The sequence below is a fragment of the Streptomyces sp. NPDC034085 genome, assembly GCF_055575555.1.
Window position 1 is genome coordinate 362,704 of the sequence record NZ_JBVISL010000002.1, and the last position, 18,318, is coordinate 381,021.

The window sequence follows — 18,318 nt, forward strand, 5'->3', positions numbered from 1 at the left end:
TGGGGGCTTCCCGGCAGTCTTTCGGCTTTCCGGGGCGGGTCGGTCGGTCAAGGGTTGAGCGCAGCGAAATCGCGAAGCGACGCGACGAAGGAGCGCCCTTGAGGGACCGGCCCGACGCGGAAGGACGATGGGACTGACGGGAAACCCCCGAACCGGCTGTGAGACGGCCCCGCCGGCACCCCGCCCCGCCCCCCGCGCCGCACGCCGCGTACAGGAACGACGACGGCCCCCTCGGGCGGGGCCGAGGGGGCCGTCGTGGGGCGGGGCCGGGTCAGAGGCCCATGGCTGCCGCGAGGTCCTTCTTCACCGCGTCCAGGATCTCCTGGCCGCGGGTGCGGGCCGAGGTGAGGTCGGAGGCTTCGGCGACCGGGACCACCACCTCCAGGTAGCACTTCAGCTTGGGCTCCGTGCCGGACGGGCGGCAGATGACGCGGGCCTTGTAGTCGCCGTCCAGGTAGTAGCGCAGGCCGTCCGTGGGCGGGAGGGCGGCCGAGCCGACCGATAGGTCCTCCGCCGAGACCACCCGCAGGCCCGCGAGGGACAGCGGGGGCTGGGCGCGCAGCTGCGCCATGGCGTTGGCGATGACCGACAGGTCCGAGACGCGGACCGACAGCTGGTCGGTGTGGTGCAGGCCGTGGGCCATCGCCAGGTCGTCCAGCAGGTCGGTCAGGGTGCGGTTCTGTTCCTTGAGCGTCGCGGCCAGCTCGGCCACCAGGAGGGCGGCGGTGATGCCGTCCTTGTCGCGGACGCCCTCCGGGTCCACGCAGTAGCCGAGCGCTTCCTCGTAGCCGTACCGCAGGCCCTCGACTCGGGCGATCCACTTGAAGCCGGTGAGGGTCTCCTCGTAGCCGAGGTTCGCTGCCTCGGCGATCCGCCCGAGCAGGGAGGAGGAGACGATCGACTCGGCGAAGACGCCCCGGGCGCCCTTGTGGACGAGGTGGGCCGCGAGCAGCGCGCCGACCTCGTCGCCGCGCAGCATCCGCCAGCCGCCGTTGTCCGGGACCGCCACCGCGCAGCGGTCGGCGTCCGGGTCGTTGGCGATCACGATGTCCGGCCGGACCTCGGCGGCCTTCGCGAAGGCCAGGTCCATCGCGCCGGGCTCCTCCGGGTTCGGGAAGGCGACCGTCGGGAAGGCCGGGTCCGGCTCCGCCTGCTCGGCGACCAGCACCGGGGCGGGGAAGCCGTGCCGGGCGAAGGCCGCCATGACGACGTCCTTGCCGACGCCGTGCATGGCCGTGTAGACGGTCCGCACGTTCCGGGGGGACCCGGGGGTCAGGACGGCGTCCGTGCGGGTCAGGTAGGCCTCCAGGACCTCCTCGTCCAGCTGCAGCCAGCCGTCCGCCGGCTGCGGTACGTCGGCCAGCGCGCCGACGGCCGCGATGTGCGCCGCGATCTCGGTGTCGGCGGGCGAGACGATCTGCGAGCCGTCGCCGAGGTAGACCTTGTAGCCGTTGTCCCGGGGAGGGTTGTGGCTGGCGGTCACCTCGACGCCGGCGACGGCGCCCAGGTGCCTTATGGCGTACGCGAGGACGGGCGTCGGCAGGGGCCGGGGCAGGACGGCCGCGCGCAGCCCGGCGCCGGTCATGACGGCGGCGGTGTCGCGGGCGAAGTCCGCCGACTTGTAGCGCGCGTCGTAGCCGACGACGACGAGGCCGCCGGCGTGGCCCTGGGCCTTGAGGTAGGCCGCCAGGCCGGCCGCGGCCCGGATGACCACGGAACGGTTCATCCGCATCGGACCGGCGCCGATCTCGCCGCGCAGTCCGGCGGTGCCGAACTGGAGGGTGCCGGAGAAGCGGTCCGTGAGCTCGGCCGTGTCGTTCGCGTCGATCAGGGCCGTGAGCTCCGCCGCGGTCTCCGGGTCCGGGTCCTCGGCCAGCCAGGTGCGGGCCCGGGTGAGGAGGTCGTCCTGTTCCTGCACTGCTTCCGCCTTACCTCTCGTACGTCGTCGATCGTCGGGTGTCGATCAGATGCGGGCCAGGACCTGCGTCAGCAGCGTGCCCATGCGCGCGGCGGAATCACGGCCGGCCTGGAGGACCTCTTCGTGGTTCAGCGGCTCGCCGGACAGGCCCGCGGCCAGGTTGGTGACCAGGGAGATGCCGAGCACGTCCGCGCCGGCCTCACGGGCGGCGATGGCCTCCAGCACGGTGGACATGCCGACCAGGTCGGCGCCCATGACGCGGATCATGTTGATCTCGGCCGGGGTCTCGTAGTGCGGGCCGGGGAACTGGACGTAGACGCCCTCTTCGAGGGTGGGGTCGATCTCCTTGCACATCGCGCGGAGCTTCGGCGAGTACAGGTTGGTGAGGTCCACGAAGTTCGCGCCGACGATCGGCGAGGTGGCCGTCAGGTTGAGGTGGTCGCTGATCAGGACGGGCTGGCCGGGCTTCATGCCCTCGCGGAGGCCGCCGCAGCCGTTGGTGAGGACGATGGTCTTGCAGCCGGCGGCGACGGCGGTGCGCACGCCGTGGGCGACGGCGGCGACGCCGCGGCCCTCGTAGAAGTGGGTCCGGCCGAGGAAGACCAGGGCGCGCTTGTCGCCGATCTTGTACGAGCGGATCTTGCCGCCGTGGCCCTCGACGGCGGCGGGCGGGAAGCCGGGCAGCTCGGTGACGAGGAACTCGGACTCGGGGGCGCCGAGCGCCTCTGCGGCGGGGGCCCAGCCGGAGCCCATGACGAGGGCGACATCGTGGGATTCGACGCCGGTGAGCTCGCGGAGGCGGGCGGCGGCGGCGTCGGCGGCGGCGAAGGGGTCGGTAACAGATGCGTTCACGCAGACGAGCGTAGCCGCTTATCGCCTACGCGCGTAGATGGCGCAGCTCACGGTGTTCGGATCGTTGCCTTGTCGTTTCCGCCGAATCGTCCCCCCGCCGCTCGCGCGCCCGGGCCCGCACGGCCGGGGCTCAGCAGGGGCGCTTGCGGAGTTCCATCACGTAGTCGTGCGGCGCACCCGCCGATTCGGCGGCGTCCGCGATCTCCCCGAGGTACCGCGCCGACGGCAGACCGCCCTCGTAGCCGTTCAGGACGTAGCACCAGGCGGCTTCCTCGCCGTCCAGGGTGTGAACCCGGATCCGCATGCGGCGGTAGATGTCCAGACCGACGCCCTCCCAGCGGTCCATGGAGTCCTCGTCCAGCGGGGCGATGTCGTACAGCGCGACGAAGACCTGCTGGCGCGGCGCTTCGACGACGGTGGCGAGGGCGCCTTCCCAGCCCATCTGCTCGCCGCCGAAGGTCAGCCGCCAGTCGTTGATCCAGCCCGTGCCGCGCAGCGGTGAATGGGGAGCGCGGCGCGTCATCAGCCGCGGGTCGAGGTTGCCGGCGTACGCGGCGTAGAGCGACATGAGGTCGAGGGTACGGGAGGGGCGCCCCGGCACGCGTGTCCGGATGGTGCGAGCACCTTGATGCGTGCGGGACAATGGGGCACGGAATGCATCCCCCGGGGAGACCCCCCGGAACACCGGCCGGGGCGGCAGCCGGCCGGGTAGACGTGAGGCGGACTTTTCGTGACCCGGATCGTGATCATCGGCGGCGGACCCGGCGGGTATGAGGCGGCCCTGGTGGGGGCCCAGCTCGGCGCGGAGGTGACCGTCGTCGACTGCGACGGTCTGGGCGGGGCGTCGGTGCTGACCGACTGCGTGCCCTCGAAGACCCTCATCGCGACCGCAGAGGTCATGACGACCTTCGACTCGTCGTACGAGGAGCTGGGGATCGTCGTCGCGGACGACACCCCGCACATCGAGCAGGCGGCGCGCGTCGTCGGCGTGGACCTCGGCAAGGTGAATCGGCGCGTCAAGCGCCTCGCGCTCGCGCAGTCCCACGACATCACCGCCTCGGTGACCCGTGCCGGCGCCCGCGTCATGCGCGGCCGCGGCAAGCTCGGCGGGCCGCAGGGCATCGACGGCACGCGGGACGTCATCGTCACCGCCGCCGACGGCACGGAGACGATCCTCACCGCCGACGCCGTGCTCATCGCCACCGGCGGCACCCCGCGCGAGATCCCGGACGCCATGCCCGACGGGGAGCGCATCCTGAACTGGACCCAGGTCTACGACCTGGAGGAGCTCCCCGAGGAGCTCATCGTGGTCGGCTCCGGTGTGACGGGTGCCGAGTTCGCCGGCGCGTACCAGGCCCTCGGCTCCCGGGTGACCCTGGTGTCCTCCCGCGACCGCGTGCTGCCGGGCGAGGACCCGGACGCGGCGGCCGTCCTGGAGGACGTCTTCCGCCGCCGCGGCATGAACGTCATCGGCCGCTCGCGCGCCGAGTCCGCCAAGCGGGTCGGCGACCGCGTCGAGGTCACCCTCTCCGACGGCCGCGTGATCACCGGTACCCACTGCCTGATGGCGGTCGGCGCGATCCCGAACACCCGGGACATGAACCTGGAGGAGTCCGGCGTCCGGCTCAAGGAGTCGGGGCACATCTGGACCGACAAGGTGTCGCGGACCTCCTCGCCGGGCGTGTACGCGGCCGGCGACGTGACGGGGATCTTCGCGCTGGCGTCCGTGGCGGCGATGCAGGGCCGCATCGCGATGTACCACTTCCTCGGCGACGCGGTGGCCCCGCTGAACCTCAAGACGGTGTCCTCGAACGTCTTCACCGACCCCGAGATCGCGACCGTCGGCTACACCCAGGCCGACGTGGACGCCGGGAAGATCGACGCCCGCGTGGTCAAGCTGCCGCTGCTGCGCAACCCGCGCGCGAAGATGCAGGGCATCCGGGACGGCTTCGTGAAGATGTTCTGCCGCCCGGGGACCGGGATCGTGGTGGGCGGCGTCGTCGTGTCGCCGCGCGCCAGCGAGCTGATCCACCCCATCTCGATCGCCGTCGACAACAACCTGACCGTCGAGCAGATCGCAAACGCGTTCACGGTGTACCCCTCGCTGTCCGGTTCGATCGCCGAGGTGGCCCGCCAGTTGCACACCCGCAAGGCGGGCGGCGAGGCGTAGGCGACGCCACCCGAAGCCCAACCGCCCCTTCCCCCACGGGGGTTGGGGCGGAGGCCGCGGTGGGGCGGGGAAGCGGGCCGCCGGATCGCTCCAGCGGCGCCGGCGCGTATACCACTCCTCGCCCCGCGGTATGGACAACTTCGGTATTCCGGCGCAAGGAGCTGAAAGCAGACGGTCGTTGGGGTTACTGTCAGTTTCGTGTTCGCTGCTGAACGTCGCCAATTGATCCTCGAAATGGTGCGGGCCAACGGTGCGGTATCGCTCCGTGAGCTCGCCCGCGTCGTCCAGACCTCCGAAGTGACCGTACGGCGGGACGTGCGGGCACTCGAGGCAGAAGGACTCCTCGACCGCCGGCACGGCGGTGCGGTCTTGCCGGGCGGTTTCACGCGGGAGTCCGGCTTTCCGCAAAAATCCCATCTCGCCACGGCGGAGAAGACCGCCATCGCCGACGTCGCGGCCGGCCTCGTCGAAGAAGGCGAGGCCGTCGTCGTCGGCGCGGGTACCACGACCCAGGAGCTGGCCCGCCGGCTCGCCCGGGTGCCCGGTCTCACCGTCGTCACCAACTCGCTGCTCGTCGCCCAGGCGCTGGCGCACGCCAACCGGGTGGAGGTGGTGATGACCGGCGGCACGCTGCGCGGTTCGAACTACGCCCTCGTCGGCAGCGGCGCCGAGCAGTCCCTCCAGGGGCTGCGGGTCTCGCGGGCCTTCCTGTCGGGGAGCGGCCTGACCGCCGAGCGCGGGCTGTCCACGTCCAACATGCTCTCCGCGAGCGTGGACCGGGCGCTGGTGCAGGCCGCGGCGGAGGTGGTCGTCCTCGCCGACCACACGAAGCTCGGCACCGACACCATGTTCCAGACCGTGCCGACGGACGTGATGACGCGGCTGGTGACGGACGAGCCGCCGCAGCACGACGAGCGGGCGGCGACGGAGCTCCAGGCGCTGGCCGACCAGGGCGTGCAGATCACCGTGGCCGGCTCGGCCCCCGCCGCCGGCGGTCACGGCGGTGGCGGCGGGGAGGGCATGCCCGGGCGCAGGCCGCGGCGGGACGCCCCGCTGCCGGTCCAGCGGCGCGGCGGGCCCACGGCCCAGCTGCGCAGTGCTCCGGCGTCGCTGCTGGAGCAGCAGGCCGGGGAGCGGGCGCGGGTGGCGGACATGCGGCGGCGCTAGCCGCTTGGTGGGGGCGGGGCGGCCCTGCGGGGCCGGTCCCCTACCCGCCCCTCTCCCGCTCACCGGGGCTCCGCCCCGGACCCCGGTCCTCAAGCGCCGGACGGGCTGGGGGTGCGGGGGCTCCGCCCCGGGCCCCGGTCCTCAAGCGCCGGACGGGCTGGGGGTGCGGGGGCTCCGCCCCGGGCCCCGGTCCTCAAGCGCCGGACGGGCTGGGGGTGCGCCGGACGGGCTGGTGTGACGTGCCGAAGGCCCCGCCCGGGATGCCGGGCGGGGCCTTCGTGTGGCTGCGCGGGATCAGTCCTTGATCTCGCAGATGGTGGCGCCGGAGGTGAGGGAGGCGCCGACCTCGGCGGTCAGGCCGACGATGGTGCCGGAGCGGTGCGCGTTCAGCGGCTGCTCCATCTTCATCGCTTCCAGGACGACGACCAGGTCGCCCTCGTTGACCTGCTGGCCCTCCTCGACGGCGACCTTGACGATCGTGCCCTGCATCGGGGACGCGAGGGTGTCGCCGGACGCGGCCGGGCCGGACTTCTTGGCGGCGCGGCGCTTGGGCTTGGCGCCGCCCGCGGCGGCCGTGCGGGCCAGGGTCATGCCCAGCGAGGACGGGAGGGAGACCTCCAGGCGCTTGCCGCCGACCTCGACGACGACCGTCTCGCGGCCCGGCTCGTCCTCGGTGTCCTCGGCGGCCGGAGCGGCGAAGGGCTTGATCTCGTTGACGAACTCGGTCTCGATCCAGCGGGTGTGGACCTTGAACGGGGTGCCGTCGGTGGGGGCGAAGGCCGGGTCGGTGACGACCGCGCGGTGGAAGGGGATGGCGGTGGCCATGCCCTCCACGTTGAACTCCTCCAGGGCGCGCGCGGCGCGCTGGAGGGCCTGCTCGCGGGTGGCGCCGGTGACGATGAGCTTGGCGAGCAGGGAGTCCCAGGCGGGGCCGATGACCGAGCCGGTCTCGACGCCCGCGTCCAGGCGGACGCCCGGGCCGCTGGGCGGGGCGAAGAGGGTGACGGTGCCGGGGGCGGGGAGGAAGCCGCGGCCCGGGTCCTCGCCGTTGATGCGGAACTCGAAGGAGTGGCCGCGCAGGACGGGGTCGCCGTAGCCGAGTTCCTCGCCGTCGGCGATGCGGAACATCTCGCGGACGAGGTCGATGCCGGCGACTTCCTCGGTGACGGGGTGCTCGACCTGGAGGCGGGTGTTGACCTCGAGGAAGGAGATGGTGCCGTCGGTGCCGACGAGGAACTCGACGGTGCCGGCGCCGACGTAGCCGGCTTCCTTGAGGATGGCCTTGGAGGCGGCGTAGAGCTCGTCGTTCTGGGCCTGGGTCAGGAAGGGGGCCGGGGCCTCCTCGACGAGCTTCTGGTGGCGGCGCTGGAGGGAGCAGTCGCGGGTGGAGACGACGACCACGTTGCCGTGGGAGTCGGCCAGGCACTGGGTTTCGACGTGGCGGGGCTTGTCGAGGTAGCGCTCGACGAAGCACTCGCCGCGGCCGAAGGCGGCGACGGCCTCGCGGACGGCGGAGTCGTACAGCTCGGGGACTTCTTCGAGGGTGCGGGCGACCTTGAGGCCGCGGCCGCCGCCGCCGAAGGCCGCCTTGATGGCGATGGGCAGGCCGTGTTCGCGGGCGAAGGCGACGACCTCGTCGGCCCCGGAGACGGGGTCGGGGGTGCCGGCGACGAGGGGGGCCCCGGCGCGCTGGGCGATGTGGCGGGCGGCGACCTTGTCGCCGAGGTCGCGGATGGCCTGCGGGGGCGGGCCGATCCAGGTCAGGCCCGCGTCGATGACGGCCTGGGCGAATTCGGCGTTCTCGGACAGGAAGCCGTATCCGGGGTGGATGGCGTCCGCTCCGGAGTCCGCGGCGGCCTGCAGGACCTTCGCGATGTCGAGGTAGCTGGCTGCCGGGGTGTCACCGCCCAACGCGAAAGCTTCGTCTGCCGCGCGGACGTGCAGGGCGTCCCGGTCCGGATCGGCGTAGACGGCTACGCTCGCGATTCCGGCATCCCGGCAGGCCCGAGCAACGCGGACAGCGATTTCGCCACGGTTGGCGATGAGCACCTTGCGCACGATGGCTCCCTCCTTGAAACAAGCTGAGTTTAGGGACTGCCGACACGGCCTTACGACCCTTCCCCGGTGGTGAGCTTGCCCACACGGAGCGTGATGCGAGTGCCCCTTGAGTGCGAGAACCCTTGTGTCGCCCCAGGTCAGGGAGATCCCCGACTGCACAGTAACCCCGTTGCGAGGGGAAGGTCTCTGTTCGGCGGGTCAGCGGCCCCCGCTGATTCTTTGTGGAGTCCCTACGAACGGCCTATGCATTCTTTGAGTGAGAGCCGTCACGCTCCGCCCCTGGGACCGGTTTCCCGTAACGAAGCGGGCCCGGGCTCTTGTCCCCAGGTTTACTCGTTAGTAGCCTCCAGGCGTCGAACACGCTTGTGGCGTGGGAGGGATGGGGGCGTCGTGCTGCGCAGAATCGTGGCGGGGCTGGCCGCGATCACGCTCGTCGCGGAAGCCGTCGTGCTCGTTCTCGTCCATCTGGTCCTGGGGCGGGCCGCCGAGGGGCAGTCGATGTCCATCGCCGGAATGGACCCCGACGTCATGTCGACGGCGACCTACGCCATGGGTGCCGTCCTCGGCGCCTTCCTCCTGCTGTGCGCCGCGGCGGCCGCCGCGACGGCCCTGCGCGACCGCCCGCCGGGCCGCTTCGCCCGCGTCCTGCTCGTCGCCGCGGCCGTCACCCACGGGGTGCTCGGCGCCCTCGCCGTGGGGCTCGTCGGCTGGGGCGCCTTCGCGGCGACGATGCTGATCCTGTGCCTGCTCGTCCTGACGCTGATGCTCTACCCCCGGCCGGCCGAGGGGCCGGCCCCGGATCCCGCCGGGCGGCTCAGGCCCACAAGTCCGTGATCGACACGTCCAGTTCCGCCAGCAGGGAGCGCAGCAGCGGCATCGACAGGCCGATGACGTTGCCCGGGTCGCCGTCGATGCCGTCGATGAACGGCGACGACAGCCCGTCGAGGGTGAACGCCCCCGCCACGTGCAGCGGCTCGCCGCTGGCCACGTACGCCGCGACCTCCGCGTCCGACGGTTCGCCGAAGCGCACCGTCGTGGAGGCCGTCGCCGAGACCTGACGCCCGGTGGCCGTGTCGATCACGCAGTGGCCCGTGCGCAGCACTCCCGCGCGCCCGCGCATCGCCTTCCAGCGGGCCGTGGCCTCCGCCGCGTCGGCGGGCTTGCCGAGCGCCTCGCCGTCCAGCTCCAGCACGGAGTCGCAGCCGATCACCAGGGCGCCCGCCGCCTCCTCCAGGCCCGCCACCACGCCCGCCTTGGCCTCGGCCAAGGCCAGCGCCAGGCCCGCCGGCTCGTCGTGGTCCAGCGTGTCCTCGTCGAAGCCGCTGACGATGACGTGCGGGGCGAGACCGGCCTGCCGCAGCAGGTTCAGCCGGGCGGGGGAGGCGGAGGCGAGGACGAGCGTGCGTACGGTCATGGGGGCCATCGTAGGGCGGCCCGCGAGCCGCCCCGGGCCGTGCCCCCGGACGGCCTCAGAACGGGGGCGCGCCGAGGACGTACACCGCGACCACCATCGCCAGGACGAGCACCACGAGCATCCGCCGGAGCATCGCCTGGGCGTCGCGCATGTCCTTCGGCGGCTCGTCCTTCGGGTCTGACCAGAGCATGCTCCGATCCTGGCCCCGGACACGCCGGTGGCGCCTGAGTACGGGTACTCAGGCGCCACCGTCCGTTCGCGCCATCTTCCGCCGGCCCGGGGCTCAGCCCCGTCCGGGCCAGTACGTACGCCCCCAGGCGCGCGGCCCGGGCAGCATCTGCTGCCGGCGGGCCACCCGGCTCGGCGACGCCCACTCGTCCGGGATCCTGGGCGCGCCCGACGGGGCCGAGGCCAGCGCCGCAGCGCGCGCTTGGACCACCGCCAGTGCGGCGGCCAGCTCCTCGGGGGTCGGGTTGCCCTTGACGACCTTGATCATCACAGAGTCCTCCTGGGGGGCCTAGAGGGGGATGTTGCCGTGCTTCTTCGGGGGCAGCGACTCCCGCTTCGTGCGCAGCTGGCGCAGCCCCTTCACCACATGGGCGCGGGTCTCGGACGGCATGGTCACCGCGTCGATGTAACCGCGCTCGGCGGCCGTGTAGGGGTTGAGCAGGGTGTCCTCGTACTCGGTGATGAGCCGGGCCCGGGTCTCCTCCACCTCCTCCGCGGCGGCCTCCGCCAGGGTGCGTCGGTGCAGGATGTTCACCGCGCCCTGCGCGCCCATGACCGCGATCTGCGCGGTCGGCCAGGCCAGGTTCAGGTCGGCGCCGAGGTGCTTGGAGCCCATGACGTCGTAGGCGCCGCCGAAGGCCTTGCGGGTGATGACGGTGATGAGGGGGACGGTCGCCTCGGCGTACGCGTAGATCAGCTTCGCGCCGCGCCTGATGATTCCGTTGTACTCCTGGTCGGTGCCGGGCAGGAAGCCGGGGACGTCGACGAACGTCAGCACCGGGATGTTGAAGGCGTCGCACGTACGGACGAACCGCGCGGCCTTCTCGGAGGCGTCGATGTCCAGGCAGCCGGCGAACTGCATCGGCTGGTTGGCGACGACGCCCACCGGGTGCCCCTCGACGCGGCCGAAGCCGGTGAGGATGTTCGGGGCGAACAGCGACTGCGTCTCCAGGAACTCCGCGTCGTCCAGCACGTGCTCGATGACCGTGTGCATGTCGTACGGCTGGTTCGCGCTGTCCGGGATCAGGACGTCGAGTTCGAGGTCCGTGTCGGTGACCTCGGTGTCGGCCTCCTCCGGGAAGGCGGGCGGCTCGGAAAGGTTGTTCGACGGCAGGTAGGCCAGCAGCGACTTGACGTACTCGATCGCGTCCTTCTCGTCGCCGGCCATGTGGTGGGCGACGCCGGACGTGCTGTTGTGCGTCCGCGCCCCGCCCAGCTCCTCGAAGCCGACGTCCTCGCCGGTGACCGTCTTGATGACGTCCGGGCCGGTGATGAACATGTGCGAGGTCTGGTCGACCATGACCGTGAAGTCGGTGATGGCGGGGGAGTACACGGCGCCGCCGGCGCACGGCCCCACGACCAGGCTGATCTGCGGGATCACGCCCGAGGCGTGGACGTTGCGGCGGAAGATCTCGCCGTACATGCCCAGCGCGCTGACGCCCTCCTGGATGCGGGCGCCGCCGGAGTCGTTGATGCCGACGACCGGGCAGCCGGTCTTCAGGGCGAAGTCCATCACCTTGATGATCTTCTGTCCGTAGACCTCGCCGAGGGCGCCGCCGAAGACGGTGAAGTCCTGCGAGAAAACGGCCACCGGGCGGCCGTCCACCGTGCCGTAGCCGGTGACGACGCCGTCGCCGTACGGGCGGGTCTGCTCCAGACCGAAGTTGGTCGACCGGTGCCGGGCGAACTCGTCCAGCTCTACGAAGGACCCCTCGTCCAGCAGCAGGGCCACCCGCTCACGTGCCGTCAGCTTGCCCTTGGCGTGCTGCTTCTCGACGGCTCGGGCGGAACCTGCATGGGTGGCTTCCTCGACGCGGCGCCGCAGGTCCGCGAGCTTGCCCGCGGTCGTGTGCATGTCGATCGGCTCTGAGGGTTGGGACATCGGGGTCGCGGCTCCCTGTGTGGTGTCAACTGCCTGGTCAATTGATTGACTGCTGCTGGCTACTGGTGCGTAGCGTATCGGCGGGCATGGCGCTCGGCAGTGCGGCGTTTGACACACCTACATTTGCTTGCATGACTCCACAAGATGCTTCAGCCGGAGCAACCGCGGGACGCTGGTCGAACCTGGACCGGCCGCCCCTGAACGCCGCCGCCCTCTCCCGGGCGCTCGTCACCCCGGACGGCCTGTGGACCTCGCTGGAGGTCGTCGCCGCCACCGGGTCCACCAACTCCGACCTCGCGGGGCGGGCCGCGGAGCTGCCCGAGGGGGCCGTGCTGGCCGCCGAGGAGCAGACCGCCGGCCGGGGGCGCCTGGACCGCAGCTGGGTCGCGCCCGCCCGGTCGGGGCTGTTCTTCTCCGTCCTGCTCAAGCCGGGCGCCGGCGTACCGAAGGAGCAGTGGGGGTGGCTGCCGCTGCTGGCCGGGGTGGCCACGGCGGCCGGGCTGGCGCGGGGGGCGGGCGTGGACACCGCCCTCAAGTGGCCGAACGACGTGCTGGTGAGCGTGGAGGGCGAGGAGCGCAAGGCCGGCGGCATCCTCGCGGAGCGGGTCGAGGACGGGGTGGTCCTGGGGATCGGCCTCAACGTCACCCTCACGGAGGACGAGCTCCCCGTACCGGCGGCCGGGTCGCTGCTGCTGGCCAAGGCGGCGGTGACCGACCGGGAGCCGGTGCTGAAGGCCGTGCTGCGGTCCCTGGAGGAGTGGTACGGGAGGTGGCGCGACGCGGGCGGCGACCCGGCGGACAGCGGACTCCAGGAGGCGTACGCGGCGGGCTGCGCGACGCTGGGCCGCCACGTCCGCGCGGACCTGCCGGGCGGCCGCGAGCTCACCGGTACGGCCGAAGCGGTGGACGCGGAAGGGCGGCTGGTGATCCGCACGGCCGACGACGCGCGGGAGGCGGTGGGGGCGGGGGACGTGGTGCACCTGCGGTCGGTCCGCTGACACCCGCCCCGGCGGGCTGCCCGGCCGGGCGGGTGCGGTGCGCGCCGCCCCCTGTCCGGCCCAAGCCCGCACGCGGCTCCTGAGCCGGGGGCGCGCACCCGGGGAACGGGTCCGGGATGCGGCGGAATGCCGGGGTACGGGGGTTTTCGGGCCCGCCCGGGCCCGGGGGCCGGGCGGGCGGCGCTCCACGGGCGCAGGGGCCTCCCGGACGAGGGGGAGTGAGCTACGGCACACCTGCCGTATGGTTTAGGCGATCCCGGTCCTTGCCGCGATCACCCGGTTCGGCAGCGCGCACGGAATGGACAGGAGGCGGCCCTTGACCGTCGACGACTCAACGTCCAGCGCGTCACCGTCAGGCCCCACGGGCGGTCCCGGCACCCCCATCGGGCGGGACCAGCACACCCCCTTCCACGAGGTCGACCACGCGGCGCAGCCGACGGCCGACCCGCTCGCCATCCGGCTGGAGCAGCTGATCCTGGGCGCCGAGCGGCGGTACACGCCGTTCCAGGCGGCCCGTAGCGCCGGGGTGTCGATGGAGCTGGCCTCCCGGTTCTGGCGGGCGATGGGTTTCGCGGACATCGGGCAGGCCAAGGCCCTGACGGAGGCGGACGTACTGGCGCTGCGGCGCCTGGCGGGCCTGGTCGAGGCGGGGCTGCTGAGCGAGCCGATGGCGGTGCAGGTGGCGCGGTCCACCGGGCAGACCACCGCCCGGCTGGCCGAATGGCAGATCGATTCCTTCCTGGAGGGGCTGACGGAGCCGCCCGAGCCGGGCATGACCCGCACGGAGGTCACGTACCCGCTGGTCGAGCTGTTGCTGCCGGAGCTGGAGGAGTTCCTCGTCTACGTGTGGCGCCGCCAGCTGGCGGCGGCCACGGGTCGGGTGGTGCAGGTCGCCGACGACGAGGAGATGGTCGACCGGCGCCTCGCGGTGGGCTTCGCGGACCTGGTCGGCTTCACCCGGCTCACGCGGCGGCTGGAGGAGGAGGAGCTCGGCGAGCTGGTCGAGGCCTTCGAGACGACGGCGGCGGACCTGGTCGCGGCGCACGGCGGGCGGCTGATCAAGACCCTGGGCGACGAGGTGCTGTACGCGGCGGACGACGCGGCGACGGCGGCGGAGATCGCCCTGCGGCTGATCGAGACGATGGAGGCGGACCCGCAGATGCCGGAGCTGCGGGTCGGGATCGCCTTCGGGACGGTGACGACCCGGATGGGCGACGTCTTCGGCACGACGGTGAACCTGGCGAGCCGGCTGACCTCCATAGCCCCCAAGGACGCGGTGCTGGTGGACGGGGCGATGGCTGAGGAGCTGAGCCGTACGGGCGCCGCGCCGAAGTCCGAGAAGGACGCCGAGAGCGAGGAGGGCGGCGGCACCTACCGCTTCGCGCTCCAGCCGATGTGGCAGCGCCCCGTGCGCGGACTGGGCGTCGTGGAGCCCTGGTCGCTGACGCGGCGGACACCTAAGATCCCCGGGTAACGTTCGTTAACCTGTTTTCCGGGGAGAGTGCGCCGTGGGCGTGAGCGAGAGCCGTTTCGGGGAGTTCGTGGCGGTGCGGCGGCACGGTGACCGCGGGGTGGTCGCGGAGCTGCTGCTGGACCGGCCCAAGGCGATGAACGCCGTTTCCACGGAGATGGCCCGCTCGATCTCCGCCGCCTGCGCGGCGCTCGCCGCGGACCCCGGCGTACGGGTCGTCGTCCTGGCCTCCAGCCATGAGCGGGTGTTCTGCGTGGGCGCGGACCTCAAGGAGCGCAACGCGCTGTCGGACGCCGAGCTGGTGCGGCAGCGGCCGACCACGCGGGGGGCGTACGGGGGCGTGCTGGAGCTGCCGATGCCGACGGTCGCGGCGGTGCACGGATACGCGCTGGGCGGGGGCTTCGAGCTGGCGCTGGCCTGCGACGTGATCGTGGCCGACGAGACGGCCGTGGTCGGGCTGCCCGAGGTGTCGGTCGGCGTGATCCCGGGCGGCGGCGGTACGCAGCTGCTGCCGCGCCGGGTCGGTGCGGCGCGGGCGGCGGAACTGATCTTCACGGCCCGCCGGGTGGAGGCGGCCGAGGCGCTGTCCCTGGGCCTGGTGGACGAGGTGGCCGCGGCCGGCGAGGACCGGGCGCGGGCGCTGGAGCTGGCGCTGGCCATGGCCGCGAACTCGCCCGTGGGGCTGCGGGCGGCCAAGCGGGCGCTGCGGCTGGGGCACGGGATGGACCTGGCGGCCGGGCTGGAGATCGAGGACGCGGCCTGGCGGACGGTGGCCTTCTCCGGGGACCGGGCGGAGGGCGTGGCGGCCTTCAACGAGAAGCGGAAGCCGAACTGGCCGGGGGAGTAGTCGCGACCGGAGGTTACCGGACGTGACCCGGATATCACCCTAGGCCGGGCTATCCATCACTAAATCGGATAAAACTCCCTAGGCTGGGGTGATGGGAGTGGACGGGCGGCTGCGGGCCGTCGTGGGCCTCGCGCAGGCGATGGCGGCGGCCTGCGCGCCGCGGGACAGCATGCGGGCGGCCGCCCGGGGCGCCCGGCTGGCGATGGACGGCTCGTTCGCCGCCATCTGCGCCTGGGAGCGCGAGCGGGGGCTGCTGCGGGTGCTCGTGAACGAGGGCGAGCGGCGGGCCGGGGAGGAGGAGTTCCCCGAGGACGAGTCCTACCCCGTGCACGACTTCCCCGAGATCGCGGAGTTCCTGCACGAGCGCTGGGCCGGCGGCGCGGGCCCGCACGCCTGGGTCGAGAGCGCGGTCGGCGACCGCCCGGGGCGCCGCGGCGACGCCCTGCGCCGGCGCGGGCGCGGTACGTGCGTGGTCGCGCCGATCGTGCTCAGCGGGCGGGCCTGGGGCGAGCTGTACGTGGCCCGGGACGAGGGGCTGCCGGACTTCGACGAGGACGACGCCGAGTTCGCGGCGGTGCTGGCGGCGGTGGTGGCGGCCGGGCTCGCGCAGAACGAGCGCCTGGAGGAGGCCCGGCGGCTGGCCTTCACGGATCCGCTGACCGGCCTGGCCAACCGGCGGGCCGTGGACATGCGGCTCGACGAGGCCCTGGAGGAGCACCGGCGCAGCGGGGCGGTGGTGAGCCTGGTGGTGTGCGACCTGAACGGCCTCAAGCGGGTCAACGACACCCTGGGCCACGCGACCGGCGACCGGCTGCTGGAGCGGTTCGGGTCGGTGCTGAGCCTGTGCGGGGCGATGCTGCCGGGGGCGCTGGTCGCGCGGCTGGGCGGGGACGAGTTCTGCCTGATGAGCGTGGGGCCGTCGGCGGACGAGGTGGTCCGGGTGACCGGGGAGGTGTGCGTACGTGCCGCAGAGCTGGAGCTGGGCGAGGGGGTGGCGTGCGGGGTCGCCTCCACGGGGGACCCGATCGGCCCGGTGAAGTCCTCGCGGCGGCTGTTCCGGCTGGCGGACGCCGCGCAGTACAAGGCGAAGGCGGCGAGGTCAGTGGAGCCGGTGGTCGCGGGCCGCGACACGGCGGTGGTCCGCCTGGCCGACGCCGCGGCCGCCCGCGAGGGCCGCGGGGAGCGCCGCCGCTTCCGGGGGCGGCAGTAGGGGCGGCGGGGGTGCGCCCGCCCCCGAGCCTTCCTGCGACCGCCCAAGGGATCCGGGTAAGGGAGGGGTGACATGAAGGGATTCAGTCCGTAGGGTGCTGAATATGGATATGCACACTGTCGTCGTGGGGACGTCCGGGACCACCGCCGAGGACGTCATCGCCGTCGCCCGCGGCAACGCACGCGTCGAGCTGTCCGCCGAGGCGCTCGAAGCGCTCGGCCGCGCTCGCGAGATCGTCGACGCGCTCGCCGCCAAGCCCGAGCCCGTCTACGGGGTCTCCACCGGGTTCGGGGCGCTCGCCTCCCGGCACATCAGCCCCGAGCTGCGCGCGCAGCTCCAGCGCAACATCGTCCGCTCGCACGCCGCCGGCATGGGCCCGCGCGTCGAGCGGGAGGTCGTGCGCGCCCTGATGTTCCTGCGCCTGAAGACGGTGGCCTCCGGGCACACCGGCGTCCGGCCCTCGGTCGCCCAGACCATGGCCGACGTGCTCAACGCCGGGATCACCCCCGTCGTGCACGAGTACGGCTCCCTCGGCTGCTCCGGCGACCTCGCGCCGCTCTCCCACTGCGCGCTCGCGCTGATGGGCGAGGGCGACGCCGAGGGCCCGGACGGCACCGTCCGCCCCGCCGGGGAACTGCTCGCCGAAGCCGGGATCGAGCCCGTCGAGCTGCGCGAGAAGGAGGGCCTCGCCCTCCTCAACGGCACCGACGGCATGCTCGGCATGCTGGTCATGGCCCTCGCCGACCTGCGGACGCTGTACACCTCCGCCGACATCACCGCCGCCCTGACCCTCGAGGCGCTGCTCGGCACCGAGAAGGTGCTCGCGCCCGAGCTGCACGCCATCCGCCCGCACCCCGGCCAGGGCGCCTCCGCCGCCAACATGGCCGCCGTGCTGAAGGGTTCCGGGCTCACCGGCCACTTCCAGGAGGAGTCCGCGCCCCGCGTGCAGGACGCCTACTCCGTGCGCTGCGCCCCCCAGGTCGCCGGCGCGGGCCGCGACACCATCGCGCACGCCGCCCTCGTGGCCTCCCGCGAGCTGGCCTCCGCCGTCGACAACCCGGTCGTGCTGCCCGACGGCCGCGTCGAGTCCAACGGCAACTTCCACGGCGCGCCCGTGGCGTACGTTCTGGACTTCCTGGCCATCGCCGCCGCCGACCTCGGCTCCATCGCCGAGCGGCGCACCGACCGCCTCCTCGACAAGAACCGCTCGCACGGCCTGCCGCCGTTCCTCGCGGACGACGCCGGCGTGGACTCCGGCCTGATGATCGCCCAGTACACGCAGGCGGCCCTGGTCAGCGAGATGAAGCGGCTCGCGGTGCCGGCGTCCGCCGACTCCATCCCCTCCTCCGCCATGCAGGAGGACCACGTCTCCATGGGCTGGTCGGCGGCGCGCAAGCTGCGTACCGCGGTGGACAACCTGACCCGGATCATCGCCGTCGAGCTGTACGCGGCCACCCGCGCCCTCGAACTGCGCCACGGGCTGACCCCGGCGCCGGCCAGCCAGGCCGCCGTCGCGGCGCTGCGGGCGGCCGGCGTGCAGGGCCCCGGCCCGGACCGGTTCCTCGCGCCCGACCTGGCCGCCGCCGACGCCTTCGTCCGCGCGGGCGGTCTCGTCGCGGCCGTGGAGCCGGTGACGGGCCCGCTGGCCTAGTACGCCCGCACGGAAGCGGAAGGGCCGCACCCCGCCCGGGGTGCGGCCCTTCGCCGTGTCTACAGGCCGCGGGAGCGGCGTACGGAGAAGGTCACGAAGCCCGCCCCCACGCCGAGGCAGAGGGTGCCGCCCAGCACGTAGGGGGTGGTGTCGACGCTGCCGGTGTCGGCCAGCGAGAGGACGGTGACACTGGCGGGCCGCGCGTCGGCGGCGCCGGAGACGCCGGCGACACCGGCGATGGTGCCCGTTCCCGCACCGGGGTCGGTCCCGGTGCCCGAGACGGTTCCGGTGTTGGCGGCGGCGGGCGCGCCCGAGGTGCCCGTGGGTTGCCCCGGGGCGGTGGCGTTCGCCGACGGGACGAACCAGAGGGCGGCGAGGAGGGTGGTCGCTCCGAGAGCGGTGAGCAGAGGCCGGCGTGCGGACACGGTGCGATCCCCCTTGCGGAAGCAGCG

General features: G+C 73.3%; 17 protein-coding genes. 8 read left to right on the forward strand and 9 right to left on the reverse strand.

Features of this window, described 5'->3' with window-relative positions; all coding sequences use genetic code 11:
• Positions 1–271 precede the first annotated feature (271 nt).
• From ACZ501_RS06920 to ACZ501_RS06930, 3 genes are all read right to left on the reverse strand, one after another.
• Positions 272–1,918, reverse strand: a complete 1,647-nt coding sequence (locus ACZ501_RS06920) for a phospho-sugar mutase (protein WP_361602918.1) — start codon at positions 1,916–1,918, stop codon at positions 272–274.
• A 45-nt stretch (positions 1,919–1,963) separates the two neighbouring features.
• A complete protein-coding gene (locus tag ACZ501_RS06925; protein WP_361602921.1) occupies positions 1,964–2,770 on the reverse strand; it encodes a purine-nucleoside phosphorylase in 807 nt (268 codons plus the stop codon).
• 130 nt (positions 2,771–2,900) lie between these two features.
• Entirely contained in the window at positions 2,901–3,338 is a 438-nt protein-coding gene (locus tag ACZ501_RS06930) for a gamma-glutamylcyclotransferase family protein (protein ID WP_125603982.1), read from the reverse strand.
• Between the two features lie 162 nt (positions 3,339–3,500).
• On the opposite strand from ACZ501_RS06930, the gene ACZ501_RS06935 reads away from it, so the two are divergent.
• The gene (locus ACZ501_RS06935; protein WP_361602925.1) at positions 3,501–4,940 is read left to right on the forward strand and encodes an NAD(P)H-quinone dehydrogenase; all 1,440 of its coding nucleotides are present in this window, start codon (positions 3,501–3,503) and stop codon (positions 4,938–4,940) included.
• A 234-nt stretch (positions 4,941–5,174) separates the two neighbouring features.
• Complete coding sequence (locus ACZ501_RS06940) at positions 5,175–6,107, forward strand: DeoR/GlpR family DNA-binding transcription regulator (RefSeq protein WP_468793822.1); 933 nt, start codon at positions 5,175–5,177, stop codon at positions 6,105–6,107.
• Between the two features lie 294 nt (positions 6,108–6,401).
• On the opposite strand, the gene ACZ501_RS06945 is transcribed toward ACZ501_RS06940, so the two are convergent.
• Complete coding sequence (locus ACZ501_RS06945; protein ID WP_468793101.1) at positions 6,402–8,165, reverse strand: acetyl/propionyl/methylcrotonyl-CoA carboxylase subunit alpha; 1,764 nt, start codon at positions 8,163–8,165, stop codon at positions 6,402–6,404.
• A 390-nt stretch (positions 8,166–8,555) separates the two neighbouring features.
• On the opposite strand from ACZ501_RS06945, the gene ACZ501_RS06950 reads away from it, so the two are divergent.
• The gene (locus ACZ501_RS06950) at positions 8,556–8,999 is read left to right on the forward strand and encodes a hypothetical protein (protein ID WP_361602934.1); all 444 of its coding nucleotides are present in this window, start codon (positions 8,556–8,558) and stop codon (positions 8,997–8,999) included.
• On the opposite strand, the gene ACZ501_RS06955 is transcribed toward ACZ501_RS06950, so the two are convergent.
• The 4 genes from ACZ501_RS06955 to ACZ501_RS06970 form a co-directional block, all read right to left on the reverse strand.
• Positions 8,980–9,588 carry a Maf family protein gene (locus ACZ501_RS06955; RefSeq protein WP_361602937.1) on the reverse strand — a complete coding sequence of 203 codons (609 nt, stop codon included), beginning with the start codon at positions 9,586–9,588 and terminating at the stop codon, positions 8,980–8,982. The genes ACZ501_RS06950 and ACZ501_RS06955 overlap by 20 nt on opposite strands.
• 46 nt (positions 9,589–9,634) lie before the next feature.
• On the reverse strand, positions 9,635–9,769 hold the full coding sequence (gene mmpB, locus ACZ501_RS06960; protein WP_361602940.1) for a morphogenic membrane protein MmpB: 135 nt from the start codon (positions 9,767–9,769) through the stop codon (positions 9,635–9,637).
• A gap of 93 nt (positions 9,770–9,862) precedes the next feature.
• Positions 9,863–10,075, reverse strand: a complete 213-nt coding sequence (locus tag ACZ501_RS06965) for an acyl-CoA carboxylase epsilon subunit (protein WP_361602943.1) — start codon at positions 10,073–10,075, stop codon at positions 9,863–9,865.
• 21 nt (positions 10,076–10,096) lie between these two features.
• Complete coding sequence (locus ACZ501_RS06970) at positions 10,097–11,689, reverse strand: acyl-CoA carboxylase subunit beta (RefSeq protein ID WP_362462769.1); 1,593 nt, start codon at positions 11,687–11,689, stop codon at positions 10,097–10,099.
• Between the two features lie 131 nt (positions 11,690–11,820).
• Here ACZ501_RS06970 and ACZ501_RS06975 point away from each other — a divergent pair, with 131 nt between their 5' ends.
• The 5 genes from ACZ501_RS06975 (at position 11,821) to hutH (ending at position 17,866) form a co-directional block, all read left to right on the forward strand.
• A complete protein-coding gene (locus tag ACZ501_RS06975; RefSeq protein WP_468793104.1) occupies positions 11,821–12,687 on the forward strand; it encodes a biotin--[acetyl-CoA-carboxylase] ligase in 867 nt (288 codons plus the stop codon).
• Between the two features lie 316 nt (positions 12,688–13,003).
• Complete coding sequence (locus tag ACZ501_RS06980; RefSeq protein WP_468793107.1) at positions 13,004–14,161, forward strand: adenylate/guanylate cyclase domain-containing protein; 1,158 nt, start codon at positions 13,004–13,006, stop codon at positions 14,159–14,161.
• Between the two features lie 40 nt (positions 14,162–14,201).
• The gene (locus ACZ501_RS06985; RefSeq protein ID WP_468793110.1) at positions 14,202–15,005 is read left to right on the forward strand and encodes an enoyl-CoA hydratase/isomerase family protein; all 804 of its coding nucleotides are present in this window, start codon (positions 14,202–14,204) and stop codon (positions 15,003–15,005) included.
• Between the two features lie 91 nt (positions 15,006–15,096).
• Entirely contained in the window at positions 15,097–16,215 is a 1,119-nt protein-coding gene (locus ACZ501_RS06990; protein WP_468793113.1) for a GGDEF domain-containing protein, read from the forward strand.
• Positions 16,216–16,324: 109 nt separating this feature from the next.
• The gene (gene hutH / locus ACZ501_RS06995) at positions 16,325–17,866 is read left to right on the forward strand and encodes a histidine ammonia-lyase (protein ID WP_361602990.1); all 1,542 of its coding nucleotides are present in this window, start codon (positions 16,325–16,327) and stop codon (positions 17,864–17,866) included.
• A 59-nt stretch (positions 17,867–17,925) separates the two neighbouring features.
• Here hutH and ACZ501_RS07000 read toward each other — a convergent pair whose 3' ends face one another.
• Positions 17,926–18,291: a hypothetical protein gene (locus ACZ501_RS07000; protein ID WP_362462762.1), complete on the reverse strand. Its 366-nt coding sequence runs from the start codon at positions 18,289–18,291 to the stop codon at positions 17,926–17,928.
• Between the last annotated feature and the right edge of the window lie 27 nt (positions 18,292–18,318).